This window comes from Tateyamaria sp. ANG-S1 (assembly GCF_000814025.1).
Lineage (GTDB): Bacteria > Pseudomonadota > Alphaproteobacteria > Rhodobacterales > Rhodobacteraceae > Tateyamaria.
Genome location: NZ_JWLL01000003.1, coordinates 851,226 through 874,274 on the forward strand (window position 1 = coordinate 851,226; position 23,049 = coordinate 874,274).

Below are 23,049 nucleotides of genomic sequence, written 5' to 3' on the forward strand. Positions count from 1 at the left end.
GCTGGCGTATGGACCTTGATCCACATCTCAAGACGGTCGAGCAGCGGCTCCTCTGGCTCAGCCACTGGATGATCCACAACGCCAACCATATCCGTCCAAAAGCGGATGGCATCAAAGTCGGCGGACATCAGGCAAGCTCCGCCTCCATGGTTTCGATTATGACGGCGCTATACTTCTCGGTACTGCGGCCGGAGGATCGTGTCGCCGTCAAACCCCATGCCAGCCCGGTCTTCCATGCCATGCAGTATCTGATGGGCAATCTTGACCGCGCCCGCATGGAGAATTTTCGCGGGCTTGGCGGCGTGCAAAGCTATCCGTCGCGGACCAAGGATGTGGACGACGTTGATTTCTCGACCGGCTCGGTTGGACTGGGGGTCGCGATCACGTCCATGGCGTCGCTGGTGCAGGATTTCATACAGGCCAAAGACTGGGGGGCTGATCTGGACACCGGGCGCATGGTTGCGCTGGTCGGGGATGCCGAACTTGATGAGGGCAACATTTATGAGGCGCTTCAGGAAGGTTGGAAGAACGACCTTCGGAATTGCTGGTGGATCATTGATTACAACCGCCAATCTCTGGACGGGATCGTCCGCGAGGGTTTGTTCGAGCGGGTCGAGAAAACCTTCCACGCCTTTGGCTGGGACGTCATTCGCGTGAAACACGGTGCCTTGCAGAAGGCAGCGTTCAAAGAACCCGGCGGTGAGACCCTGCGCGACTGGATCGATGCTTGTCCCAATCAGGAATACAGCGCCCTGACATATCAGGGCGGAGCGGTATGGCGAAAACGGCTTCTTGATGATTTGGGTGACCAAGGTCCCGTCAGCGCTCTTATCGAAAAGCGCAGCGACACTGCGCTTGCCGACCTGATGGAGAACCTCGGCGGCAATTGTGTGGAGACCATGGCCGAGACCTTCGCAGGCATAGACCATGACCTCCCTGTTTGCGTCCTCGCCTATACGATCAAGGGCTGGGGAACGCCCATTGCCGGTCACAAAGACAACCACGGCGGGCTGATGACGAAAGCCCAGATGTCGGACTGGCAGGCGGCGATGGGTGTGAAGCAGGGAGAGGAATGGGAGCCACTGGCAACAGTTGAGGACAAGACCACATTCCAGCGCTTTTTGGATGAGGTGCCGTTCTTCGCCAAAGGCCCCCGCCGCTACGAGGACGATGTACTGCCGGTCCCCAAGATCGAAGTCGCGGTCGATAAAGACATCTCGACGCAAACAGCGTTCGGCAAGATCCTTGATGATCTGGCCAAGGGTGACAGCGCGCTGGCAAAACGGATTATGACCACGTCGCCCGATGTGACCGGCACAACAAGCCTTGGCCCCTGGGTCAACCGGCGCAAGCTTTTTGCCCGCACCGAAATGGCCGATGCGTTTATCGAGCAGCGCATCCCCTCGACCGCGAAGTGGAACTTCGCCCCCGAGGGCCAGCACCTCGAACTCGGCATCGCCGAGATGAACCTCTTCCTGTTGTTGGGTGCTGGGGGCCTGTCTCATGCGCTGTTTGGAAAGCGTCTGATCCCGATTGGAACGGTCTATGACCCGTTTGTGCATCGCGGCCTCGATGCGCTGAACTACGCCTGCTATCAGGATGCGCGGTTTATCATTGTGGGCACACCATCGGGTGTGACGCTGGCCCCTGAAGGCGGCGCGCACCAGTCTATTGGCACGCCGCTGACAGGCATGTCACAGGACGGTCTTGCCAGTTTCGAGCCTGCCTTTGCCGATGAGCTTGCTGTCATCATGGCATGGGCTTTTGACTACCTGCAGCGGGACGGTGGCGCTGATCCGGATGAACGCACCTGGCTGAGAGACGAAACCGGCGGCTCAGTCTATTTGCGTTTGACCACTGCACCGTTGGAACAGCCCGGCAAACGCGCGGATGACGCTTTCCGCCAAGGCGCAATTGACGGGGCCTATTGGCTGAGAAAGCCGGGCCCGAATTGTGACGTGGTCATCGCGTATCAGGGCGCGGTCGCTCAAGAGGCCATCGCGGCCGCCGGACAATTGTCGGAAGCGCGGCGCGACGTCGGCGTTCTTGCGGTGACATCGTCCGACCGTCTGAACGCAGGCTGGACCGCCGCCCAACGGGCACGGGCCCGCGGCAACGCGGCAGCCACATCGCATGTCGAACGTTTGTTTGCCGACCTGCCTGCCCATTGCGCCATCGCGACGGTTCTTGACGGGCATCCCGCAACGCTCGCCTGGCTTGGGTCGGTGTCTGGCCATCGTGCGATTTCGCTTGGCGTCGAACATTTTGGGCAGACAGGCAGCATTCAAGACCTTTACCGCCATTACGGCATCGACCGGACTGGCATTCTTACCGCAGTGAGCGGGCTTACCCGTGGACGGAGTGTCCCGATCAGGCGCGTGATCTAGCGCCGCCCCAAGGTCAAAGGCGGGCCCCTTTCCACCCGCCAGACCCTGGGCCCAAAAGCAAACCGCAGTCGGCGTGCCGGTCTGCAATGTCCAGCCCGCGCTGGCTGAACGCACGTGCGATGTCGCAGGGCGCGAACGGAGGCGCTTTGCACATCGCCCCATCTCAAGGAGCCACAGAAGCTCTGCCTTATCCGCCAACAAGGAGACAGTGATGAAAACAACAATACCTGAGGGTGCGAGAGCGCCCACAATTCTAGAGGCAACGATATCCCTGGTTGCCTTGATCATCGGGATCACGACGTCGATCCTGATCTACGGGCTTGATCCACACATTCCGATGGTGCTTGGCGTGATTGTCGCGTCGATCGTCGGGCTGCGCTGTGGCTTTTCCTGGACGAACATCCAGAACGGGATGGTGCGCGGGATCACCAACGCGATCCCCGCGGTCATCATCCTGCTTGTCGTTGGCATGTTGATCGGCATCTGGATCCTTGCCGGCGTTGTGCCAACGCTCATCTATTATGGCTTGCTGATCCTCTCACCTGCCATTTTCCTGCCGGCGACCCTTTTGATCTGTGCGGTGATTTCTTTGGCCACCGGGACCAGTTGGGGCACGACCGGGACAATCGGTGTTGCGCTTATGGGTGTCGGCGCTGGCCTGGGCATTCCGTTGCCGCTGGTGGCGGGCGCTGTCCTGTCCGGCGCGTATTTCGGGGACAAGATTTCGCCGCTTTCGGATACCACGAACATGGCGCCCGCAATGGCCGGGACGGACCTGTTCACTCACATTCGGCATATGAGTTACACAACCGGTGTCAGCTTCGCTATCACGCTGGTCATCGAAAGTGTCTTGTCATTCCGTTATGCCGCCGCAGAGGGCAATGTCGAGCGGGTCGAGACAATGCTCGCGACACTCGATGCAAACTACACAATCAATCCAGTTCTGTTTGTTGCGCCTTTGGTTGTTCTGGTGGTGTCGATCAAGAAAATCCCAGCAATACCGGGCATCACAGTCGGTGCTGTCGTCGGCGCGATCTTCGCTGCAGGCCTGCAGGGTGCCAGCTGGCCGGACATTCTTAACTCGGCGATGTATGGCGTTTCGTCTGAGACAGGCGGTAACGACGTCGACAACCTGCTAAGCCGAGGCGGGATGGACTCGATGACTTATACGATCAGCCTGACAATGATCGCATTGATGTTTGGTGGCGTGATGGAGCGTACCAACCAGCTCAAAGTTCTGGCAGATGCGATACTGGCCAGGGCGCAATCCTCCGGCAGCCTCATCACTGCAACCGCGCTGACGGGCGTTGGTTCCAACCTGGTTCTCTGCGATCAATACATGTCTATCGTGATGACCGGGCGGACATACGCAGAAGCCTATCGTGATCGGGGCCTGGCTCCAGAGAACTTATCTCGCGCAGTCGAAGACTCGGCGACCGTCACGGCAAACCTCGTTCCGTGGAACTCCGGTGGGGCCTATCAGGCCGCAACCCTTGGCGTGGCAACCATTGCCTATATGCCGTTCGCATTCTTCTGCTGGCTGTCTCCGATTGTGACGATCCTGTTTGGAGTCTTCGGCATCACAATCAAGCCGCTCAACGAAGAAGAGCGGGAAAAGAGCGAAGCACTCTCACGCGCCACGATCAGGGACGTGGCTGGATAGGCGAAATCGGCGCGTCGCAGGGGCCAAAGGTGGCCCCTGCTCCAAATTGTATGTGCCTCTATGTGCGCTTGGCACCAAGGACACAGGCTAGGCCTCTGAGCCAACCTCCTGAGCAATGCAGCATACTTGCTATGGAATTCGTTGAGGGCGGTGCATATCGGCCCAATCCTGCCATTCACTGATGGGCCAGGCTGTCGCGATAGCAACCAAGAAAGCCGACCTTCGCTGCAACTGCTCGATGTCAACATGCTAAAAGTCTGAAACGCGGTGCTTTGCCGCAGTTAAGCTCCGCTTACGGAATGACGGAAACTCGCCTTCGAGCGCCTCTTGGAGCAGACAAGGTGTATCGTGAACAGGTATGATTGCGGGCGGTTTTTGGGACTTACACCTGCCTGCCTGAACCATCACAGGTATCAGACTGCCTACGCTCAGGTAGATGTTTGTAGGAATTCGCTTTGTGTTTGGCGAGGGCGCGACATACCAACGGAGCACTCCAATAATGACGTCTAGGTAGAGGACTGAATATGTATTCCAATGCCGTAACCCGGACAATGGACCGTTCTGAACTAAAGACTGTGTTGTCTTGGGCATCCGACGAGGGTTGGAACCCGGGCGTATCCGATGCAGACGTTTTCCATGCAGCTGACGCGGGCGGTTTCTTTCTTACCTGCGTTGACGGCGCCCCGGTTGCTTCGGTGTCAGTGGTAAACCATGACTCAGAAAATTCGTTTCTGGGGCTCTACATCTGTCGCCCCGAATGGCGGGGCAAAGGGTTGGGCTTCGCGACCTGGCAATTCGGGATCAAGCACGCGGGATCGCGCTCTGTAGGTCTGGATGGTGTTCCGGAGCAAGAAAGCAACTACAGCAAATCTGGCTTTGTAAAGACCGGATCAAGTCTTAGGCACGAAGGTCGCCTGGGAGCGCGGAAGTCGCACAAGGTTCGATCGTTCGAGCGGAAAGACTTTTCCGCTCTTATGACTTTGGACGGTCGCGCCAACGGCTTCAAAAGATACAGGTTCCTGGAAGCATGGCTAACGGAAGAACTCGGCAAACGCGAAACGCGCGTTCTTGTGCAAGACGGAACTATCCGTGGCTTCGCAACCTGGCGTGCCTGCCGGGATGGAACCAAAATCGGTCCGATCATTGCCCCTGACCTTTCGGCTTCAGTTGAACTGATTTCGGACATTGCAGTGGTTCGATCAGATGGCCCGCTCATTATCGATGTCCCCGAGGAAAACGGCGAACTGCGACGTGAGCTGGAGAGCGCCGGATTCACCGTACCGTTTGTTACAGCAAGAATGTACCGAGGCAATGTCCCCGAAACGCGCCACACTCTACAGGCAATCGCAACTATGGAGCTTGGCTAAGCGCGGAGACTGATGATCCGCTTACTAAACGCAGGTGAGGTCGATAAGGGGCCGATGTTGTGACGACGCTTCGACGGGCGAGATTTGTACGTCTACTACGCCGATAAAGGTGGCCGTCCGCTGCGCTTCTGATCGATGTCTCCTGGCAGCCCGAAGCGGACCTTGGCTCTTGGCTCGCGGCGGCTTACCATCGCGCCAGACAAATGGGAGCAATAATGGAAATCGAGACTGTCCACTCCATCGCGTTCTTAATTGCAGGACTGGTGGCAGCGTCATCAGTCGATAGAATTCAGGAGAAATATGAAGGCGTTCGACCAGAGAGCGGAGCATTTTTTAAGGTGTTACAGTTTGTCTTTCTCACGTTACTGTGGCCTGCATTTCTAATCATGGGATTTCTCTACGGTAAGTCGGCGCACGATTCAAAGCGTGAACAAGTGATCGAACTTACGGGACGATGCGCGCTCGCATACGGGCTTCCGTTCATGGTGCTTTGGTTTGTGTTTTAGAGGAGCCGGCTCTGGGGATCCTTCCCCAGAGGGAGCCAATCTGACGGCGATAGACGGCAGGCAGCCCAATGCGGACATTCATCTTGGGCGCTCTGGCGACCGCTCCGCGCGACCATAGCCTTACTTCGCTGCGGCTGCGCTAAGGTCCGCTTCGACAATGCTTTCGGAATTGTTTTCAACAAATGCAAATATAGCACTTCCTCAGGTGCTATGAGGCTCATGCGCCCGCTGGCTTGTAGTAGGGCGACGCCTCAACTTAACATCAAGCATTCTCAACCACTGGAAACCATCGCAATGAACTACTTCCCAAAAAGGCGTAGGATAAAACTGGCCTGGATCACTTTTTTCGCTTTATTTTTTTCGTCGCCCGTTGTGGCACAAACAACTTGCGGTGCTTGCGATGCCGTCCCAACTTCTCTTGAAGACGACGCACGTATTTTCCGACAAAATATCGAAGCGGCGGATGTCGCACCAGCCGAGATTTTGCAACGCCAGTTTTCGGGCACCCTATGTGAACATTTTAGTTGCGGTCAGCTTGCCGAGGAACAAGCTAGCCGGTTCATAGATCGGCTGAACACGTCAAAACAGCAGGAACGGGATTCAAAACGTGCAGACATCAACACTTGGTTGGCAGCCGGTGCGTTCTTGGTGGGTTTGTTTGGCTTGCTAATTTCGTTGTTTGCTCTTTTTCGAGTTTCAAACAAAGGCGTAAGTACATGAAAGTATTCGCTTTAGCTCTGTCCCTCTTGGTTTTTTCGCCAAATATTGGCGAGGCACAAGCGCCTGGTGGAAGAGATGGGGGATGCTGTGGAGTTTCTGATGAAAACATTCTGGATGCGCGTAGGCTACTTCAGCAAATACCAAGAATATCAAAAGAGGAATTGAGTCTTCGAATGACTCTGGGCGAGGTATGCACTGCTTATGATTGTGGCTCGCTCAATGAAGAAGAAGCGAAGCGGGTTATCGCGGACAGCTTTGATCGTTCAAATGCAACATGGGATCGTTGGCAGAAAATTGGCCTTGCGCTCGTTGCTTTCGCGGGTCTTGGTCTGGGCATTCTCAACCGCTGGCGACCGGTTGCTTGAATGATCGCAGCAACGTCAACCAAATCTACTCCGTGACGAAAAAGGCGCTCATCCATTGATTGCGCACCACCGCTGAGAAGGCTTGCATTTTGCGGAGGATAGTCGGCATTGTCCGGGTGAAAATCTATCCCGGAGCACTTCGATAACACTGATGGCAACACTTCCATCAAGGCGTCCCAGTTTCGCTGCCTATCTTGTGATTTCAGTGGCTTCGCTTCGGGTGAAATGGACCCGGCAGCCGCCTTCAGCGCAAACACTGGGGCAAACCTGACCTCGAAATCGCTCTGATTCATCAAGCTCCTCCTCAAAAACTTGTGCTGAATACCCGCTTATATGTTTATCAGCTTTCGCTGCCTTCTGCTTCTCCACCTGGCACAGACAGCCCTTTCGCGGAGTTCCAACAGAAGACTTAGCTAGACAAACAATCCCTACAATTCACAGTATACTTCATAGACGAAATCGTAAAGACCCGAGAAGCCGATTGCATGGAAGAGCAATCGGATAAGTTACTCAGTTCATTCGCATTTGTTGTGCGCAGACGCCGAACTGAGCTTGGGCTTACTCAAGAAGAACTGGCCTACAGGGCTGGCGTTTCGATGCGATACATCTCTCTTCTAGAGACGCAAAAGCACCAACCTACCCTTGATACGATAAAGGGCCTCAGCAAAGGCCTCGAGACCACGATGACCACGCTTGTATCTGAAATCGAAGACCTGCTTCGCAAAGGCTAGCCTATTGAATTAAAGGCACTTTATTGATTCTCTGGGACAAATGGGCTTTGAGCTAGGGGCCGTTTCGTGACCCAAATAGCCATGTCGGGTGACGCGTTTCAACAACCAATGACCGGGGCCTTACCCGCACTTAGAAAACCCGCATGATGCGCAAGTCATGCACCCTTCGATCATTCGCATGTCGTAGCTGCCGCAGCTTGAACAGGCTTTGCCGCGCGGGGTGTCTAGCCCCACGACCTCGGCTTGCGGATCGGACTTCAGGCCCATGCCTTCACCTTCGATAAATCCGATTTGGATCATGTGCTGTTCGATCACGCCGCCGATGGCCGCGAGGATTGAGGGGATGTATTTGCCCTGCATCCAGGCCCCGCCGCGCGGGTCGAACACGGCCTTGAGTTCTTCGACCACAAACGACACGTCCCCGCCCCGCCGGAACACGGCGGAGATCATGCGGGTCAGCGCGACTGTCCAGGCAAAATGCTCCATGTTCTTGGAATTTATGAACACTTCGAACGGGCGGCGGTGGCCACCGATCACCAGGTCGTTGATCGTGATATAGAGCGCGTGCTCGCTGTCGGGCCACTTGACCTTGTAGGTGTTCCCCTCAAGCGAGCTTGGACGGTCGAGCGGTTCCGCCATGTAGATGACGTCGCCATGGGGCTGCATGGGTTCGGCGTCGTCGTTGGCCATGACGGGCGCTTCGGCGGGCTTCTCCTCAGCCACGGTCAGGACGGAACCTGTGACCGCGTTCGGGCGGTAGGTCGTACACCCTTTGCAGCCTGTGTCCCAGGCTTGCATATACACGTCCTTGAAGGCGTCGAAGCAGATGTCTTCGGGGCAGTTGATGGTCTTGGAGATCGACGAGTCGACCCACTTTTGGGCCGCGGCCTGCATTTTGACGTGGTCGCTGGGGGCGAGGGTTTGAGCGTTCACAAAGTAGTCGGGCAGCTCTGCATCGCCGAACTTGTCGCGCCACATTTGTACTGCGTAATCAACGACCTCCTCCTCCGTCCGGCTGCCATCTTTTTGGAGAACCTTGCGGGTGTAGGCATAGGCGAAGACGGGTTCGATCCCGGATGAGACGTTGCCTGCGTAGAGGCTAATCGTCCCGGTGGGCGCGATGGAAGTGAGGAGCGCGTTGCGGATGCCGTGTTCTGCGATGGCGTCACGCACGTCTTCGTCCATCACCTGCATCGTGCCACTGGCGAGGTAGCCTTCGGCATCGAACAGCGGGAAGGCGCCCTTTTCTTTCGCTAGCTCGACGGACGCGAGGTAGGAGGCGCGTGCGATGGCCTTGAGCCACGCTTCGGTCTGAGCCGCAGCTTCGTCTGAGCCATAGCGCAGACCCAGCATCAAAAGGGCGTCGGCCAGGCCGGTAACGCCGAGGCCGATGCGGCGTTTGGCGGCCGCTTCGCGCGCCTGTGCTTCGAGGGGGAAGCGTGAGGCGTCGACCACGTTGTCCATCATGCGGACGGCTGTGGCGACGAGGTCTGACAACGCCGCTTCATCCAATTCCGCTGCTTCTTCAAAGGGTTGCGTAACCAGCCGGGCGAGGTTGATGGAGCCGAGGAGGCACGCGCCATAGGGCGGCAGGGGCTGTTCTCCGCAGGGGTTCGTGGCGGCGATGGTCTCGCAATAGTTCAGGTTGTTGGCAGCGTTGATGCGGTCGATGAAGATCACGCCGGGCTCGGCATAGTCGTAGGTTGAGCGCATGATGCCATTCCACAAGTCGCGGGCCTGAACGGTCTTGTAGACTGTCCCATCAAAGACCAGATCCCAAGACCCATCGGCCTTCACCGCTTCCATGAAGGCGTCGGTCACGAGGACGGAGACATTGAACATGCGCAGGCGGGCGGCGTCGGACTTTGCGGTGATGAAATCCTCGATGTCCGGGTGGTCGCAGCGCATGGTGGCCATCATCGCGCCGCGGCGGCTGCCTGCGGACATGATGGTACGGCACATCGCGTCCCAAACGTCCATAAAACTAAGGGGTCCGGAGGCGTCGGCGGCCACGCCTTTGACCCCTGCCCCCTTGGGCCGGATGGTCGAGAAATCGTAGCCGATGCCGCCGCCCTGCTGCATGGTCAGCGCCGCCTCTTTCAGCATCTCGAAGATGCCGCCCATGCTATCGGGGATCGTGCCCATGACGAAGCAGTTGAAGAGGGTGACGGAGCGTGCTGTCCCTGCCCCGGCGGTGATGCGGCCAGCGGGCAAAAACTTGAAATCTTCCAATGCTTTATAGAAGGTCTGCTCCCACTCAGCGGGGTCTTTTTCGACCGACGCGAGGTCGCGTGCGATGCGCCGCCAGCTGTCTTCGACCGTGACGTCGATGGGCGTGCCGTCGGCCTCCTTGAAGCGGTACTTCATGTCCCAGATCTGTTCGGCTATCGGCGCACTGAATGCAGACATCTCTTGGACCTTTCCCAGTTATCCACAGGCAGATGTGGAGAAAAACACAAAGCGTTGAGGCTTTCGCAAAGAGGACTACAATATACGCTACACTTTGGGTGTGGCAAGGATTCGAGATGGGTGGAAATACAGTAAATCTCATTAAGCTGTCCGTGGGCAGCGACAGCTATGAGGATCTGGTCGCGTGGCAGTCCACGAAACGGGCCCAGACCGCTGACGGCTATCCCCGCCATGTGACCCGTATGTGGCCCAAACGCGAGGCCGAGATACTAAATGGTGGGTCGATCTTCTGGGTTGTGAAGGGGGTGCTGACCTGTCGGCAGCGCATTCTGCGGCTGGATGAGGTGATTGGCAGCGACGGTATTCGGCGCTGTGCCATTGTGTCTGATCCGGAGTTGATCCGGGTGCAGTCGGCGCTCAAGCGGCCGTTTCAGGGATGGCGGTATCTGAAGCCCGAAGACAGCCCGCCGGACCTGCCGAAAGGGCGGGAGCGGGAGGAGCCGCTGCCGGTCGAACTGAACCGGGCGCTGGCCGAGATCGGGGTTCTTTGAGGCGAAAGGTTAACGCACCGTGCTGTGCATGTTTCGCGCCAGATTTTGCGAAACTGCATATTTTCGCTCTGAAACTGCGCGTTTTGGCCCCTTCCAAAACACCCGTTTTCAGCCGGTTTTGGGCAAACTGCACATTTTGAAGCGCAAATTGCGTGTTTTCGTCTACGGGCACCCGTTCAGACATCGTTAACACGCGCCCGGCGTTCATGTTTGCGCGGGCGCGTTCACTCTTTGGCAAGACTTGGCCTTCAGTCGGCCCCGAGCCGATCCAGCAGCGTGGCCAGCACCGCGCGGTCCGCATCCGTGACCTCGGCCACGCGGCTACGCCACAGCGTCGCCTGACTGGCGAGGATCAGGCCGTCGCTCAGGATCTTGAGGTGGTTGGCGCGCAACGTATCGCCGGATGAGGTGATGTCGGCGATGGCCTCTGCCGTCTCGTTCGCCACCGTGCCTTCGGTTGCGCCCTGACTGTCGACAAGGGCGTAGTCGGCCACGCCTGCGTCCCGCAGGAAGTCACGCACAAGCCGGTGGTACTTGGTGGCGATGCGCAGGCGGAAGCCGTGGGCCGCGCGAAAGGCGGCAGCGGCGGCGTCCAGATCATCGGTCAGGTCCACGTCGATCCACGCCTTGGGCACGGCCAGCACGAGGTCAGCGTGACCAAAGCCCATTTCAGCCATCGGTTCGACCTGTTGTTCCCAGAGCGGCAGTTTGTCGTGGATCAGGTCGGTGCCGGTGACGCCAAGGTGGATGCGCCCGGCGGCGAGTTCGCGCGGCACTTCCCCGGCAGAGAGCAGCACGAGCGCGACACCGTCGATGCCCTCCACTGCGCCCGCATATTCACGGTCTGATCCGGTGCGCATCAGTGTAACGCCGCGCTTTTCGAACCACTGGAACGTCTTGTCCATGAGCCGCCCCTTGGACGGCACGCCGAGCTTGATCATGCTGTGCCCTCCAACTCGTCCATCAGGCCGGGGCGGATGACGGCCCCTACGGCTGGGATTTCCTGGCCTTGGCCAAGACGGCGGGTGAGCGCGTCGTAGCGCCCGCCGGAGGCGACGGGGGGCAGGTCGGGGCGCTGTTCGGCGTAAAAGCCGAAGACGAAGCCGTCGTAGTACTCCATCGAGGTGCGGCCAAAGCTCGCCTCGAATTCGAGATTGTCGACGTCGATGCCGCGAGCGGAAAGGGCTTCGGCCCGTGCGTCGATCCGTTTGACGGCGGGGCGTAGGGCGGGAAGGTCGGCGCAGAGCGTGTGCATCTGGGCCAGCGCGAAGGGCAGCGTTTCGCGGACGTTGAGCAGTGCGTCGAGGCTGTCCATTTGCGCGCCCGAGAGCGGCGGTTCGGCGGCGTCCGCTTGAAGCGCTGCGATACGCGCGTCGATTTCGGACTGGCGGCGCAGGCCGGTCAGGGGCGCGTCGGTTGCGGCCTTGCCTGCGAGCAGGGCAGCGCGGGTTTCCGGCACGGGGCTGCGGCCCGAGAAGCGGTCGAGCAGCGCGCGGAAGCGGCGGGGGCGCCAGATGTGGCGGCGGAGCGCGGCCTTGCGCCTTTCCGATGTGTCGAGGCCATCAACGGCGGCCATGAGGATGCCGATGTCGCCCGTGGCGGCGCGCAGGTTCAGCGGGCTGACGGCGTCGGCGATCAGGGCGAAGACCTCGGCATCCGCTGCCGCAGGGTCGGTGCCGTCAAAGAGCTCGTAGCCCACTTGCAGGTATTCGTTGGCGCGGTCAGGGTCGTCCTCCTGCCTCCGAAACACCTTGCCCGCATAGGTGTAGCGGGCGGGGTCGGCGCCGTTTGCCATGTGCATCTGCACGACCGGCACGGTGAAGTCCGGGCGCAGCATTTGCTCGCCGCGCAGGGCGTCGGAGGTGACGTAGGCGCGGGCGCGAATATCCTCGCCATAAAGGTCGAGCAGCAGGTCCGCCGGTTGCAGGATCGGCGGTTTGACCAGCTGCGCGCCCGCCGCGATGAAGCGGTCGCGCAGGGCGTGAGCCCGCTCGCGTGCTTGGGTCATTGGTTCAGGATCTCCTGCACCTTGGCGAGCATCTGATCGCGCGGCACTTCGAACTGGCTTGGGTTTTCGGCCCATTCTTCGTGCGTTGCCGTCTCGGCGATCTTGGCGCCGAGGTAGAGGTCCTTGATCTGGACGACGCCGCGGTCCTTTTCGTCGCCGCCTTCGATGATGGCGATGGGGGCGTTGCGCTTGTCAGCGTATTTGAGCTGGTTGCCGAAGTTTTTCGGGTTGCCGAGGTAGACCTCGGCCCGGATGCCTGCGCTGCGCAGTTCGGCGACCATGGCCTGGTAGTCGGCCATGCGGTCGCGGTCCATGACGGTGACGACCACGGGGCCTTGTTCGGTGGTGCCGATGCGGTTGGTGGCGCGCAGGGCGGCCAGCAGCCGGTCGACGCCGATGGAGACGCCTGTGGCGGGGACTTCCTGCCCGGTGAAGCGCTTGACCAGATCGTCGTAGCGTCCCCCGCCCGCGACGGAGCCGAACTGGACCGTCTGGCCCTTTTCGTTCTGGACGTCGAAGGTGAGTTCGGCTTCGTAGACGGGGCCGGTGTAGTAGCCGAGGCCGCGCACGACGGAGGGGTCAACCAAGATTCGATCAGCCCGGTACCCTTGTGAAAACAAAAGCTTACATATCTGGTGTAGCTCAGAGACACCTTGCATTCCGATTTCAGACCGATCCACAAGCGCAGAAAGCAGATTTAAGGTATCATAGTTGGGGTTTTGCCCGCCCTTGGTGGGCAAGTAGTCCCTTGCCCCTTCAATCTTATCGCTTTCATTCAAGTTCTCTCGAATTCGTTCGTTGGCTTCCAGTGTCACAATACCAATTTCAAGGAAATCGATTATTGGTGTGATTTGCCGTTCGCTTAGGCCAGCACCTTTCGTGAAGTCTCCACTTTCATCCTTGCGTCCCCCACCGAGCAGTGCCCTCACACCATCAAGCCCAAGCCTGTCGAGCTTGTCGATGGCGCGCAAAACGATGCCGCGTTCGGCTTCCTTGTCGTCACCGGCGAGGCCTGCGACCTCCATCACACCGTTCAGCACTTTGCGGTTGTTGATACGGATCACGTAGTCGCCGCGCTGGATGCCTACCGCTTCGAGCGTGTCGGACAGCATCGCGCAAATCTCGGCATCCGCGGCCATGGAAGCCGTGCCCACCGTGTCCGCATCACATTGATAGAACTGCCGAAACCGCCCCGGCCCCGGCTTTTCATTGCGCCAGACCGGCCCCATCGTGTAGCGGCGATAGGGGTTGGGCAGGTCGTTGCGGTGCTGGGCGTAGACGCGGGCCAGCGGCGCCGTCATGTCATAGCGCAGGGCAAGCCAGTCGCCGTCTTCCTCCTGCCAAGCGAAGACCCCTTCGTTCGGGCGGTCCACGTCGGGCAGGAACTTGCCCAGCGCCTCGACCGTTTCCACGGCACTGGATTCGAGTGCGTCAAACCCGTAGCGATGATACACCCCGGCGATCTTTTGCAGCATCTCGGCCCGGTCGGTGACGTCGGTGCCGAAATAGTCGCGGAACCCCTTGGGCGTTTGCGCCTTGGGGCGGGAGGTTTTCTTGGGCTTGGCCATGGTGGCGCTCCGGGTTTGCGTTCGGGCGCGGGATACCGCAGGCATGGGGGCTGGGCAAGCGGGGCTTGAGGTGGCAGGAGGGGGATATGGAAAAGCTGGAAGAAGAGATCGCGCATTTGCAGCGGACCGTGGACGAGCTGTCGGACGTGGTGGCGCGGCAGGAGACCGAGATTGCCCTGCTGACCCGGCGCGTGCAGATGCTGATGGAGCGTGAAGCGCAGCGCGAGGCGGATGGCGGCGGTGGTGTCGTGATCGGGGATGAACGGCCACCGCACTATTGAGGTGGACGGCGTCTTGGCTGAGCGGCCCTTCGGGGAGGATTTTTTTGAAACAGGGAAGATGCGGACCGTGGCGCTCGCCCTGTCAACGTGGGGAAAGGCAGGGTGGTCCAGCCCTTGATCGCAATGGACCAAGGGCCTTCCCCGTTTACACCGGTTTGCATCCCTGCTCCCGGTGCGCCCTTACCAAAGGCGATTAACCTTAATGATTGTTGAACAGGGTCTGTCTTCCCTGTTTCAAAAAAATCCTCTCCGAAGGGTCGGGATGCAAAAAGCGCAGACCTCAGGGTGTCTTGAGTGACGCCGCCAGAACCACCCCGTCATACAAGAGCATGTCCGCCCAGCGCCCGTTGTCGGTAAAGTTCTCGTAGGCGCTGATGAACGTCGTGTTCCGTGACAGGCGGTCGATGCGACCGCTGCAAGGCTTGTTGCGCCCCACATTGCACACCTTGCGCTTCAGCTTTTCATAAGCTTCGTCGGTGGTCGAGTAGGGATACTCCTCCGCGGGCAGGCCGTAGCGGAGTTGTTCGTGGAAGGCGGGTTCACCGAAGAGCGCGAGTGCTGCAGTGAACTGGCGGGGGCAATTGTCGGCAAAGCCCGTCACGTAGAAGGTACGTGGTGCAGTGCTGTCGGGGGCTGTGTCGTAGAGCACGTAGCCGCGGCCCTTGCCTGCGGCCTTGTCCACCACCGCGCCCGATCTTGCCGGTGTTGCGTCGCAATTGCGCGCGATTTGCCCGAAGGGCACCATCATGCCGGGTGCCACATCCATGGCGTCTGGACCATTGCGCGGCGTGTTTCGAGGGCCGCCGAAGAGGCGGCGGCGCTTTTCCGGCTCGACCAGCGCGTCGGGGGAGACGGCGGCTGTGACGACAGGTTCTGCGTCAGCTTCGGTGTCCGTTTGCGGGTCGGCCCCTGCGGTGATCGCATCTTGGCCTTTCAGTGGTTGTGGGTCCGCATCTGAATGCGATGCGCGGCGCAGCCAGCCGAAGAGACCGCGCGAGCCGGGCTCTGCCGGTTTTACCGCGGCGTCAGGCCCGGCGCTTGCAAGCCCTTCGGACGGGGCTGGTTCGGCAGGCGGCGCTCCGTCTGTGTCTGATACCGTGGCGTCAGCGTCGATCTGGTCAGGGTTGGGCGCAGGTGCTTGTGCGTTTTCGTCCGCGCCATTGGTCGGGTCACGGAAGAGGCCGGACAGAACGCTGTCCTCGCGCGCGAGCTCTTCTTCGGTTGGCAGGACGTTGGCACCCGGTTCAGGGGGCAGAACAGCACCGGCTGACACGCGGTCGATGCCGCGGAGCGGATCGCCACAGGCCCCGAGGAGAACCAACAAGGCGCAGGCCGACAGCGTTCGCATCACGCGCATATCCCCCCTGAACTTATCCACATCCCGGCGCCGGTTTTATCCCCAAGACGCCATGACGTCCAGTCGGGGGGCCGTTGGCGTCAGAGGTCCTGCACCTCGACCACGCCAGAGAGGGATTTGATCGCGCCCTTGATCTGGGGCGTCACGGGGAATTCTGCGCCAAGGTCCATCTCGACCTCGCCCGGCAGGCTGTCGTCCATCAGGCAGACCGTGATCGGGCCGCGCCCTGCGCCCTTGGCTGTGTTGGCCGCCCCTTCGAGGACCGTAGCGACCGAGGCGAGCGCGGTGGGCGCTTCGACAAAGATGCGCAGGCCCATGCCGCCGACATCGGCCACTGCCGTGTCCACCGGGGCGACGGAGCGACCCAGCAGCTTGAGCTGGTCGCTTTCCATCGTTGCCTCGACCGTGACGATGACCTTGGCACCGGTTTCTAGGTGATCCTGCGATTTTTCGAGGCTTTCGGAGAAGAGCGTGACCTCGTAGGCGCCTGTGGTATCGGACATCTGGCAGAAGGCGAAGCGGTTGCCCTTGGCCGATTTACGCACCTGCAGCCCTGCCACCACGCCTGCGAGCTTGGCCACGAGCGGCTGGGTTTCGGCCTTGGCCGTGACCTCGTCCAGCGTGATCACGCCTTTGCGCTTAAGTGGGCCCATGTAGTCGTCGAGCGGGTGGCCGGAGAGGTAGAAGCCGACGGCCTTATGCTCTTCGCCCAGACGTTCGGCGGGCAACCAGTCGTCAAGCGGCAGGAGGCGGGGTTCCGGCAGGTCGTCACCAGCCTCGCCGAAGAGCGAGACTTGATTGGAGTTTTTCTGGTCGTGCACCGCTGCCGAATAGGCGCTGAGCGCGTCCAAAGCGTCAAAGACGCGGCGGCGGTTGGGGTCGAGTTGGTCGAAGGCGCCTGCGCGAGCCAGCATTTCGAGTGGGCGTTTGCCGACCTTCTTCAGATCCACGCGGCGGGCGAAGTCGAAGAGGTTGACGAAGGGTTTGTCGGCCCGCGCCTCTTGCACCAGCCGCATGGCTTCGACGCCCACGTTTTTCAGCGCGCCCAGCGCATAGACCAGCGCGCCGTCGACCACTTTGAACGTTGCATCGGAGCGGTTCACGCAAGGCGGCACCCAGGGCAGGTCGAGGCCCTTGCGCACCTCTTCGAAATAAACGGCCAGCTTGTCCGTCAGGTGGATATCGCAGTTCATCACACCGGCCATGAACTCGACCGGGTGGTTCGCCTTGAGCCATGCCGTTTGGTAGCTAACCACGGCGTAGGCGGCGGCGTGGGACTTGTTGAAGCCGTAGTTCGCGAACTTGTCGAGGAGGTGCCAGACTTCCAGCGCCTTGTCCTCGTCCACGCCGTTTTCCTTGGAGCCCGCAAGGAATTTGGGGCGTTCGGCGTCCATGGCTTCCTGGATTTTCTTACCCATGGCGCGGCGGAGAAGGTCGGCGCCGCCAAGGGAATAGCCCGCCATTTCCTGCGCGATCTGCATCACCTGTTCCTGGTAGACGATGATGCCTTGGGTCTCGTCCAGGATATGGTCGATGGAGGGGTGTAGGGTGTCGCGTTCCGACAGCCCGTTTTTCACCTCGCAGAACTTCGGGATGTTCTCCATCGGGCCGGGGCGATAAAGCGCCACGAGGGCGATGATGTCCTCGATACAGTCGGGCTTCATCCGCTTAAGCGCATCGATCATGCCCGAGCTTTCCACCTGGAACACGGCGACCGTTTTGCCTGCGGCGTAGAGTTTGTAGGACGCTTCGTCCGTCAGTGGGATGCCGCCGATGTCATTCTCCATTCCATCCGCAGGCGTATAGAGTTCCGTGCCGTCGGCGGCGATGTGTAACTTGCGGCCCGAGCCGAGGATTTGTTCGACGGCGTTTTGGATCACCGTCAGGGTTTTCAGGCCGAGGAAATCGAATTTGACGAGGCCCGCCTGTTCCACCCATTTCATGTTGAACTGGGTGGCGGGCATGTCGGAACGCGGGTCCTGGTAGAGCGGCACCAGCGCGTCGAGCGGACGGTCCCCGATCACCACACCCGCGGCGTGGGTTGAGGCATTTCTGAGCAGCCCCTCGACCTGTTGGCCGTAGGTCAGGAGGCGGTCCACCACCTCTTCGTTCCGCGCCTCTTCGCGCAGGCGTGGTTCATCCTTCAGCGCCTTTTCGATGCTGACGGGTTTGACCCCCTCGACCGGGATGAGTTTCGACAGCCGGTCCACCTGGCCGTAGGGCATTTGCAGCACGCGCCCTATGTCGCGCACGGCGGCCTTGGACAAAAGCGCGCCGAAGGTGATGATCTGGCCCACCTTGTCACGCCCGTATTTCTCCTGCACGTAGCGGATCACTTCCTCGCGCCGGTCCATGCAGAAGTCGATGTCGAAGTCGGGCATGGAGACCCGTTCGGGGTTGAGGAACCGTTCAAAGAGGAGCGCGTAGCGGAGGGGGTCGAGGTCGGTGATCGTCAGCGCGTAGGCCACGAGGCTGCCCGCACCGGAGCCCCGTCCGGGCCCTACCGGGATGTCGTGATCCTTGGCCCATTTGATGAAGTCGGCCACGATCAGGAAGTAGCCGGGGAAGCCCATGCCCTCGATGATATCGAGTTCGAAATCGAGGCGCTTTTGGTATTCTTCGACCGATGTGGCGTGCGGGATGACCTTGAGCCGTTCCTGCAGGCCCTCGTTGGACTGGCGGCGCAGTTCTTCGACCTCGTCATCCGCGAATTTGGGCAGGATCGGGTCGCGGCGATACGCCATGAAGGCGCAACGCTGCGCAATCTCGACCGTGTTTTCAATGGCTTCCGGCAGATCGGCGAAGAGCGTCACCATCTCGGCCTGAGATTTGAAATAGTGCTGGGCCGTCAAGCGGCGGCGCGGTTCCTGTTGGTCGACATAGGCCCCCTCAGCGATGCAGATCAGCGCGTCGTGGCTTTCATACATGTCCGGTTTGGGGAAATAGACGTCGTTGGTGGCAACCAGCGGCAGGTCCATGGCATAGGCCATTTCGATCAGCGGGCGCTCTGTCAGACGTTCGGCCTCGGGCTGACCACCCTCGCCCGGATGGCGCTGCAACTCGACATAGAGGCGGTCAGCAAAGATGTCCTTGAGCCGTTCCATGAGGGTCTGGGCAGCCGGCACCTGCCCCGTCTGCAACAGCATCCCGACGGGGCCGTCTGGACCTCCGGTCAGGCAAATCACGTCCGCCGAATGGCCCGCCAGTTCCTCGACAGTGACATGTGGCAGTTCGGAACCGTCGCGCAGGTAGAGGCACGAGTTCAGCTTCATCAGGTTTTCGTACCCCGCCTCGGTCTGCGCCAGCAGCACCAATGACGCGGGATCGCGGGGCCGTTCGCCGGGGCGCGGGGTCACATATTGCAGATCGACCTGGCAGCCGATGATGGGCTGCACCCCTGCCCCAGCCATGCCGACCGAGAACTCCAAAGCGGCGAACATGTTGTTTGTGTCGGTCAGCGCGATGGCGGGCATGCCTGCATCCCGCACGACGCCGGGCAGCTTCTTCAGGCGCATCGCGCCCTCAAGCAGCGAGTATTCGGAGTGGGTGCGCAGGTGAATGAATCGGGGGGCGTTGGTCATGGGGTCCACGATATGTCGTGGCGCGCCGCACGGAAAGCCCCACAAGATGTTATCCACAGGCTATAAGTTAGCTATTTAGCTAAGTGTCTTGACTCGAATCGCGCCACTCCAATACTTAGTCACATGACTAACCAAATCGACAGGTTCTTCAGCGCACTCTCCGACCCCACCCGCCGGGCGGTGGTCGAACAGCTGATCGACGGCCCTGCTGCCGTCAGCGCGCTGCATGACGGGCACGCCATGGCGCTGCCGACATTCATGAAGCACCTCAAGGTGATGGAAGACAGCGGGTTGGTCACAAGCACCAAGAAAGGGCGCGTGCGCACCTATCAAATGCGCCAGGATGCTCTGCGCGCCGGGGCCGACTGGCTGAACGCGCACCGGACGATGTGGGAGGCGCGGATGGACCGCCTGTCCCGCCTTGCCGACCACATGGAAAGGACACGATCATGAGCACCGATACCGGACATTTCGACCTCAGCCGCACCATGCCGCTGACGCCGGACCGGCTGTGGCACCTGCTGACCGACGGCCAGATGCGCGAGGCCTGGGGCGCCCCTGAGGAAGGCATGGTGCTGATCATGGACAAATCCGATTTCCGCGTGGGCGGCCATGAAACGCACCGCTGCGGGCCTGCGGACAACCCCGAATTCACGGTGGATACGCGCTGGTACAGGATCGACGGACCGCACGACGCGGCCTTTACCGAGACAGTCATTACCGGCGGGGCCGCCATCGCGACAACTCTGGTCACCTACCGGGTGACGGCGGACGGGACGGGATCGCGCCTCGACGTTTCGGTCGCGGTGTCGTCCTTCACCGGGCCGGACGCGGATGGCGAGTTCATGGCGGGCTGGGAGGCCGGGTTGGCCAACCTTGAGGCACTGGCCACCAAGATGGCGGCGTAACCGCCCGGCCCGCTTGCCTTTGCCTGCCCGCCTGCCCTACCTTACCCGCTGACAGCCCGCCCTTCGGTCTACGCCGCATCGACCGAGGGGCCGTATCAGGGGCGTTGGTACCGCGGCAGGCACATATAACATGCGCACGACCTTTCTTCTGAACGGAAGCGAGATCACGGCGGACACTTCCCCGACTACGACACTTCTGGACTGGCTGCGAGACCGCCCCGGCCTGACCGGCACCAAGGAAGGCTGCAACGAGGGCGATTGCGGCGCCTGTTCGGTCATGGTGACGGATCAGGCTGGCGCACGGGCGCTGAATGCCTGCATCCTGTTCATGCCGCAGCTTGAGGGCAAGGCGATCCGCACGGTCGAGGGGATCGCCGCGCCGGACGGCACGTTGCACCCTGTCCAGCAGGCGATGATCGAGCACCATGGCAGCCAATGCGGCTTCTGCACGCCGGGGTTCATCACGACGATGGCGACGGCGCACCTGAACGGCGAGACGGACCATGACACGGCCCTTGCGGGCAACCTTTGCCGTTGCACGGGCTACGCGCCCATTATACGCGCCGCCAAGGCCGCTGAAACAGCGCCGGTCCCCGATCATGTAAACGACACTCCCCTTCTTCTGACTGAAAATACCACGGGGGAGGCTCCAACGGAGCCGGGGGCAGAGCCCCCAACAACGCCCGAGGCCCTCGCCACGTGGATGAATGAAAATCCCGGCGGCACGCTTATTGCAGGAGCCACGGATGTGGGCCTGTGGGTGACGAAGGATTTCCGCGACCTCGGGCCGGTGGCCTTTTTGAACCGCATTCCCGCGCTGAGTGGTGTTGAGGTCGGCGAAGACGAGATACGGATTGGTGCGGCGACGACGCTGACCGATCTGCATGATGTCATGGCCGAGCATCACCCCGCCTTTGCAGAGTTGATCCGCCGCTATGGCTCCGTCCAGGTGCGCAATGCGGCGACGATTGGCGGCAATATCGCCAACGGCTCGCCTATCGGAGATGGTTCGCCCGCGCTGATTGCGCTTGGGGCCACGCTGCATTTGCGGTCCGTCGATGGTGTGCGAGAGATGCCGATTGAGGACTTCTTCATCGACTATGGCAAGCAGGACCGTGCGGAGAACGAGTTTGTGGAAGCTATCACGATCCCGCGCGGGCCGGATCATCTGCGCTGCTACAAGCTGTCGAAACGGTTCGATCAGGATATCTCGGCCGTCTGCGGTTGCTTTTGGATCGACGTCGAGGACGGAGAAGTGCGCGAGGTGCGCCTCGCCTTTGGCGGGATGGCTGGCACGCCCAAGCGGGCGAAGCGAGCCGAGGCTGCGCTGCGCGGCATGCCTTGGACCGATGCGACCGTGGCAAGCGCCATGCAGGCGATGACACGGGATTTCACGCCGATGTCGGATATGCGGGCCTCTGCCCAGTACCGGATGGAGGCGGCGCAGAACATGCTGCTGCGTGCATGGCTTGAAGATCAGGGGCAGGCCACGAATGTGTTGGAGGTGCGGGCATGACAGTCGCAAAACCTCTGCCCCACGATGCCGCTCATCTGCATGTGACCGGGGCCGCGCGTTATGTGGACGATATACCCAGCCCGACGGGTACTTTGCATCTGGCTTTTGGCATCAGTGACGTCGCCCGCGGGCAGATCACGGCGATGGATTTGGAGGCTGTGCGAGCTGCGGATGGCGTCGTCGCCGTTCTGGTTGCGGGCGATCTGCCTTTTGCCAATGACGTCTCGCCGTCGGCCCATGATGAGCCTTTGCTGTCCGACGGGTCGGTGCACTATCTGGGCCAGCCCCTGTTTCTGGTCGTCGCCCGCTCGCATCTGGCGGCGCGTCATGCTGCGCGGTTGGGTAAGGTCGAGATTGCTGAGGAGGATCCGATCCTGACCATTGATCAGGCCTTGGCCGCGGGCACCCGGTTCGAAGACGGCCCGCGCATCTATGCCCGCGGTGATGCGGCCGCGGCCATGGGCGGGGCAGAGCACCGCCTTACAGGGTCGTTCGAGATTGGCGGGCAGGAGCACTTTTATCTTGAGGGGCAGGCTGCGTTGGCATTGCCCGGTGAGGATGGCGACATGCACGTCATCTCCTCCACCCAGCATCCGACCGAGATTCAGCACAAGGTGGCCGATGCGCTTGGCGTGCCCATGCATGCGGTACGCTGCGAGACGCGGCGGATGGGCGGCGGCTTTGGCGGGAAGGAAAGCCAGGGCAATGCGCTGGCTGTCGCCTGCGCCGTGGCCGCCCGGCTGACCGGTGCCCCCTGCAAGATGCGCTATGACCGCGATGACGATATGGTCATCACCGGCAAGCGGCATGATTTTCGGATCGATTATGACGTGGGCTTTGATGGCGAGGGCCGCATCACCGCGCTGGATGTGTGCCAGTATGTGCGCTGCGGCTGGGCCATGGATCTGTCCCTGCCAGTGGCCGACCGGGCGATGTTGCATGCCGACAATGCCTATTGGCTGCCGGATGTGCGGATCGAGAGCCATCGTCTGCGCACCAACACGCAGTCTGCTACTGCGTTTCGCGGCTTTGGCGGGCCGCAGGGGATGCTGGGGATGGAGCGGATTGTCGATCATGTGGCGGGTCATCTGGGGCTTGATCCGCTGGCGGTGCGCGTTGCGAATTTCTATC

General features: G+C 60.7%; 19 protein-coding genes. 13 read left to right on the top strand and 6 right to left on the bottom strand.

The annotated features are described in order from the left end of the window. Nucleotides 1-8 precede the first annotated feature (8 nt). From RA29_RS06040 to RA29_RS06065, 7 genes are all read left to right on the top strand, one after another. Nucleotides 9-2,387, top strand: coding sequence for a 1-deoxy-D-xylulose-5-phosphate synthase N-terminal domain-containing protein (locus RA29_RS06040; protein WP_039683743.1), 2,379 nt, complete (start codon nucleotides 9-11; stop codon nucleotides 2,385-2,387). 211 nt (nucleotides 2,388-2,598) lie between these two features. Continuing rightward, nucleotides 2,599-4,050, top strand: a complete 1,452-nt coding sequence (gene nhaC / locus RA29_RS06045; RefSeq protein ID WP_039683745.1) for a Na+/H+ antiporter NhaC — start codon at nucleotides 2,599-2,601, stop codon at nucleotides 4,048-4,050. 524 nt (nucleotides 4,051-4,574) lie between these two features. Next, on the top strand, nucleotides 4,575-5,417 hold the full coding sequence (locus RA29_RS06050) for a GNAT family N-acetyltransferase (RefSeq protein WP_052249487.1): 843 nt from the start codon (nucleotides 4,575-4,577) through the stop codon (nucleotides 5,415-5,417). A gap of 215 nt (nucleotides 5,418-5,632) precedes the next feature. Next, on the top strand, nucleotides 5,633-5,923 hold the full coding sequence (locus RA29_RS06055) for a hypothetical protein (RefSeq protein WP_152612940.1): 291 nt from the start codon (nucleotides 5,633-5,635) through the stop codon (nucleotides 5,921-5,923). A gap of 294 nt (nucleotides 5,924-6,217) precedes the next feature. Further along, complete coding sequence (locus tag RA29_RS22775) at nucleotides 6,218-6,643, top strand: hypothetical protein (RefSeq protein ID WP_193743476.1); 426 nt, start codon at nucleotides 6,218-6,220, stop codon at nucleotides 6,641-6,643. After that, on the top strand, nucleotides 6,640-7,008 hold the full coding sequence (locus RA29_RS22780) for a hypothetical protein (RefSeq protein WP_152612942.1): 369 nt from the start codon (nucleotides 6,640-6,642) through the stop codon (nucleotides 7,006-7,008). The genes RA29_RS22775 and RA29_RS22780 overlap by 4 nt, the downstream gene beginning before the upstream one ends. A gap of 485 nt (nucleotides 7,009-7,493) precedes the next feature. Further along, nucleotides 7,494-7,739 (top strand): helix-turn-helix domain-containing protein, encoded by a 246-nt coding sequence (locus RA29_RS06065; RefSeq protein ID WP_039683753.1) that lies wholly within the window; start codon nucleotides 7,494-7,496, stop codon nucleotides 7,737-7,739. A gap of 120 nt (nucleotides 7,740-7,859) precedes the next feature. Here RA29_RS06065 and RA29_RS06070 read toward each other — a convergent pair whose 3' ends face one another. Beyond that, nucleotides 7,860-10,148 carry an adenosylcobalamin-dependent ribonucleoside-diphosphate reductase gene (locus tag RA29_RS06070; RefSeq protein WP_039683755.1) on the bottom strand — a complete coding sequence of 763 codons (2,289 nt, stop codon included), beginning with the start codon at nucleotides 10,146-10,148 and terminating at the stop codon, nucleotides 7,860-7,862. 116 nt (nucleotides 10,149-10,264) lie between these two features. On the opposite strand from RA29_RS06070, the gene RA29_RS06075 reads away from it, so the two are divergent. Then, nucleotides 10,265-10,699 carry a DUF1489 domain-containing protein gene (locus RA29_RS06075; protein WP_039683757.1) on the top strand — a complete coding sequence of 145 codons (435 nt, stop codon included), beginning with the start codon at nucleotides 10,265-10,267 and terminating at the stop codon, nucleotides 10,697-10,699. Nucleotides 10,700-10,947: 248 nt separating this feature from the next. Here RA29_RS06075 and hisG read toward each other — a convergent pair whose 3' ends face one another. From hisG to hisS, 3 genes are read right to left on the bottom strand one after another with little or no spacing between them, the layout of a single operon-like run. Beyond that, nucleotides 10,948-11,640, bottom strand: coding sequence for an ATP phosphoribosyltransferase (gene hisG / locus RA29_RS06080; RefSeq protein ID WP_039683759.1), 693 nt, complete (start codon nucleotides 11,638-11,640; stop codon nucleotides 10,948-10,950). Next, nucleotides 11,637-12,707: an ATP phosphoribosyltransferase regulatory subunit gene (locus RA29_RS06085; protein ID WP_039683760.1), complete on the bottom strand. Its 1,071-nt coding sequence runs from the start codon at nucleotides 12,705-12,707 to the stop codon at nucleotides 11,637-11,639. Before RA29_RS06085 ends, hisG begins: the two co-directional genes overlap by 4 nt. Beyond that, the gene (hisS, locus tag RA29_RS06090; RefSeq protein ID WP_039684076.1) at nucleotides 12,704-14,275 is read right to left on the bottom strand and encodes a histidine--tRNA ligase; all 1,572 of its coding nucleotides are present in this window, start codon (nucleotides 14,273-14,275) and stop codon (nucleotides 12,704-12,706) included. The genes RA29_RS06085 and hisS overlap by 4 nt, the downstream gene beginning before the upstream one ends. An 86-nt stretch (nucleotides 14,276-14,361) precedes the next feature. Between hisS and RA29_RS06095 the strand changes: the two genes are divergently transcribed. After that, nucleotides 14,362-14,556 carry a SlyX family protein gene (locus RA29_RS06095; protein ID WP_039683762.1) on the top strand — a complete coding sequence of 65 codons (195 nt, stop codon included), beginning with the start codon at nucleotides 14,362-14,364 and terminating at the stop codon, nucleotides 14,554-14,556. A 280-nt stretch (nucleotides 14,557-14,836) separates the two neighbouring features. Here RA29_RS06095 and RA29_RS21755 read toward each other — a convergent pair whose 3' ends face one another. Beyond that, nucleotides 14,837-15,907 (bottom strand): hypothetical protein, encoded by a 1,071-nt coding sequence (locus RA29_RS21755; protein WP_152612943.1) that lies wholly within the window; start codon nucleotides 15,905-15,907, stop codon nucleotides 14,837-14,839. Between the two features lie 86 nt (nucleotides 15,908-15,993). Beyond that, the gene (dnaE, locus tag RA29_RS06105; RefSeq protein ID WP_039683764.1) at nucleotides 15,994-19,494 is read right to left on the bottom strand and encodes a DNA polymerase III subunit alpha; all 3,501 of its coding nucleotides are present in this window, start codon (nucleotides 19,492-19,494) and stop codon (nucleotides 15,994-15,996) included. 123 nt (nucleotides 19,495-19,617) lie between these two features. Here dnaE and RA29_RS06110 point away from each other — a divergent pair, with 123 nt between their 5' ends. From RA29_RS06110 to RA29_RS06125, 4 genes are all read left to right on the top strand, one after another. Continuing rightward, nucleotides 19,618-19,947, top strand: a complete 330-nt coding sequence (locus tag RA29_RS06110) for a metalloregulator ArsR/SmtB family transcription factor (protein WP_039683766.1) — start codon at nucleotides 19,618-19,620, stop codon at nucleotides 19,945-19,947. Then, nucleotides 19,944-20,402: an SRPBCC domain-containing protein gene (locus RA29_RS06115; RefSeq protein WP_039683768.1), complete on the top strand. Its 459-nt coding sequence runs from the start codon at nucleotides 19,944-19,946 to the stop codon at nucleotides 20,400-20,402. The genes RA29_RS06110 and RA29_RS06115 overlap by 4 nt, the downstream gene beginning before the upstream one ends. Nucleotides 20,403-20,532: 130 nt before the next feature. After that, a complete protein-coding gene (xdhA, locus tag RA29_RS06120; RefSeq protein WP_039683770.1) occupies nucleotides 20,533-21,918 on the top strand; it encodes a xanthine dehydrogenase small subunit in 1,386 nt (461 codons plus the stop codon). Then, nucleotides 21,915-23,049, top strand: a 1,135-nt coding sequence (locus tag RA29_RS06125) for a molybdopterin cofactor-binding domain-containing protein (RefSeq protein ID WP_039683772.1), incomplete at its 3' end; no start/stop codon positions are given. The genes xdhA and RA29_RS06125, both read left to right, overlap by 4 nt.

Excerpts from the sequence above, each read along its gene's own strand:
- RA29_RS06055 (WP_152612940.1), top strand. The coding sequence starts at position 5,633 with ATGGAAATCGAGACTGTCCACTCCATCGCGTTCTTAATTGCAGGACTG.
- RA29_RS06070 (WP_039683755.1), bottom strand. The coding sequence starts at position 10,148 with ATGTCTGCATTCAGTGCGCCGATAGCCGAACAGATCTGGGACATGAAG.
- RA29_RS06095 (WP_039683762.1), top strand. The coding sequence starts at position 14,362 with ATGGAAAAGCTGGAAGAAGAGATCGCGCATTTGCAGCGGACCGTGGAC.
- RA29_RS06050 (WP_052249487.1), top strand. The coding sequence starts at position 4,575 with ATGTATTCCAATGCCGTAACCCGGACAATGGACCGTTCTGAACTAAAG.
- RA29_RS06075 (WP_039683757.1), top strand. The coding sequence starts at position 10,265 with ATGGGTGGAAATACAGTAAATCTCATTAAGCTGTCCGTGGGCAGCGAC.
- RA29_RS06115 (WP_039683768.1), top strand. The coding sequence starts at position 19,944 with ATGAGCACCGATACCGGACATTTCGACCTCAGCCGCACCATGCCGCTG.
- nhaC (WP_039683745.1), top strand. The coding sequence starts at position 2,599 with ATGAAAACAACAATACCTGAGGGTGCGAGAGCGCCCACAATTCTAGAG.
- RA29_RS06065 (WP_039683753.1), top strand. The coding sequence starts at position 7,494 with ATGGAAGAGCAATCGGATAAGTTACTCAGTTCATTCGCATTTGTTGTG.
- RA29_RS22780 (WP_152612942.1), top strand. The coding sequence starts at position 6,640 with ATGAAAGTATTCGCTTTAGCTCTGTCCCTCTTGGTTTTTTCGCCAAAT.
- hisG (WP_039683759.1), bottom strand. The coding sequence starts at position 11,640 with ATGATCAAGCTCGGCGTGCCGTCCAAGGGGCGGCTCATGGACAAGACG.
- RA29_RS06040 (WP_039683743.1), top strand. The coding sequence starts at position 9 with ATGGACCTTGATCCACATCTCAAGACGGTCGAGCAGCGGCTCCTCTGG.
- RA29_RS06110 (WP_039683766.1), top strand. The coding sequence starts at position 19,618 with ATGACTAACCAAATCGACAGGTTCTTCAGCGCACTCTCCGACCCCACC.
- xdhA (WP_039683770.1), top strand. The coding sequence starts at position 20,533 with ATGCGCACGACCTTTCTTCTGAACGGAAGCGAGATCACGGCGGACACT.
- dnaE (WP_039683764.1), bottom strand. The coding sequence starts at position 19,494 with ATGACCAACGCCCCCCGATTCATTCACCTGCGCACCCACTCCGAATAC.
- hisS (WP_039684076.1), bottom strand. The coding sequence starts at position 14,275 with ATGGCCAAGCCCAAGAAAACCTCCCGCCCCAAGGCGCAAACGCCCAAG.
- RA29_RS06085 (WP_039683760.1), bottom strand. The coding sequence starts at position 12,707 with ATGACCCAAGCACGCGAGCGGGCTCACGCCCTGCGCGACCGCTTCATC.
- RA29_RS22775 (WP_193743476.1), top strand. The coding sequence starts at position 6,218 with ATGAACTACTTCCCAAAAAGGCGTAGGATAAAACTGGCCTGGATCACT.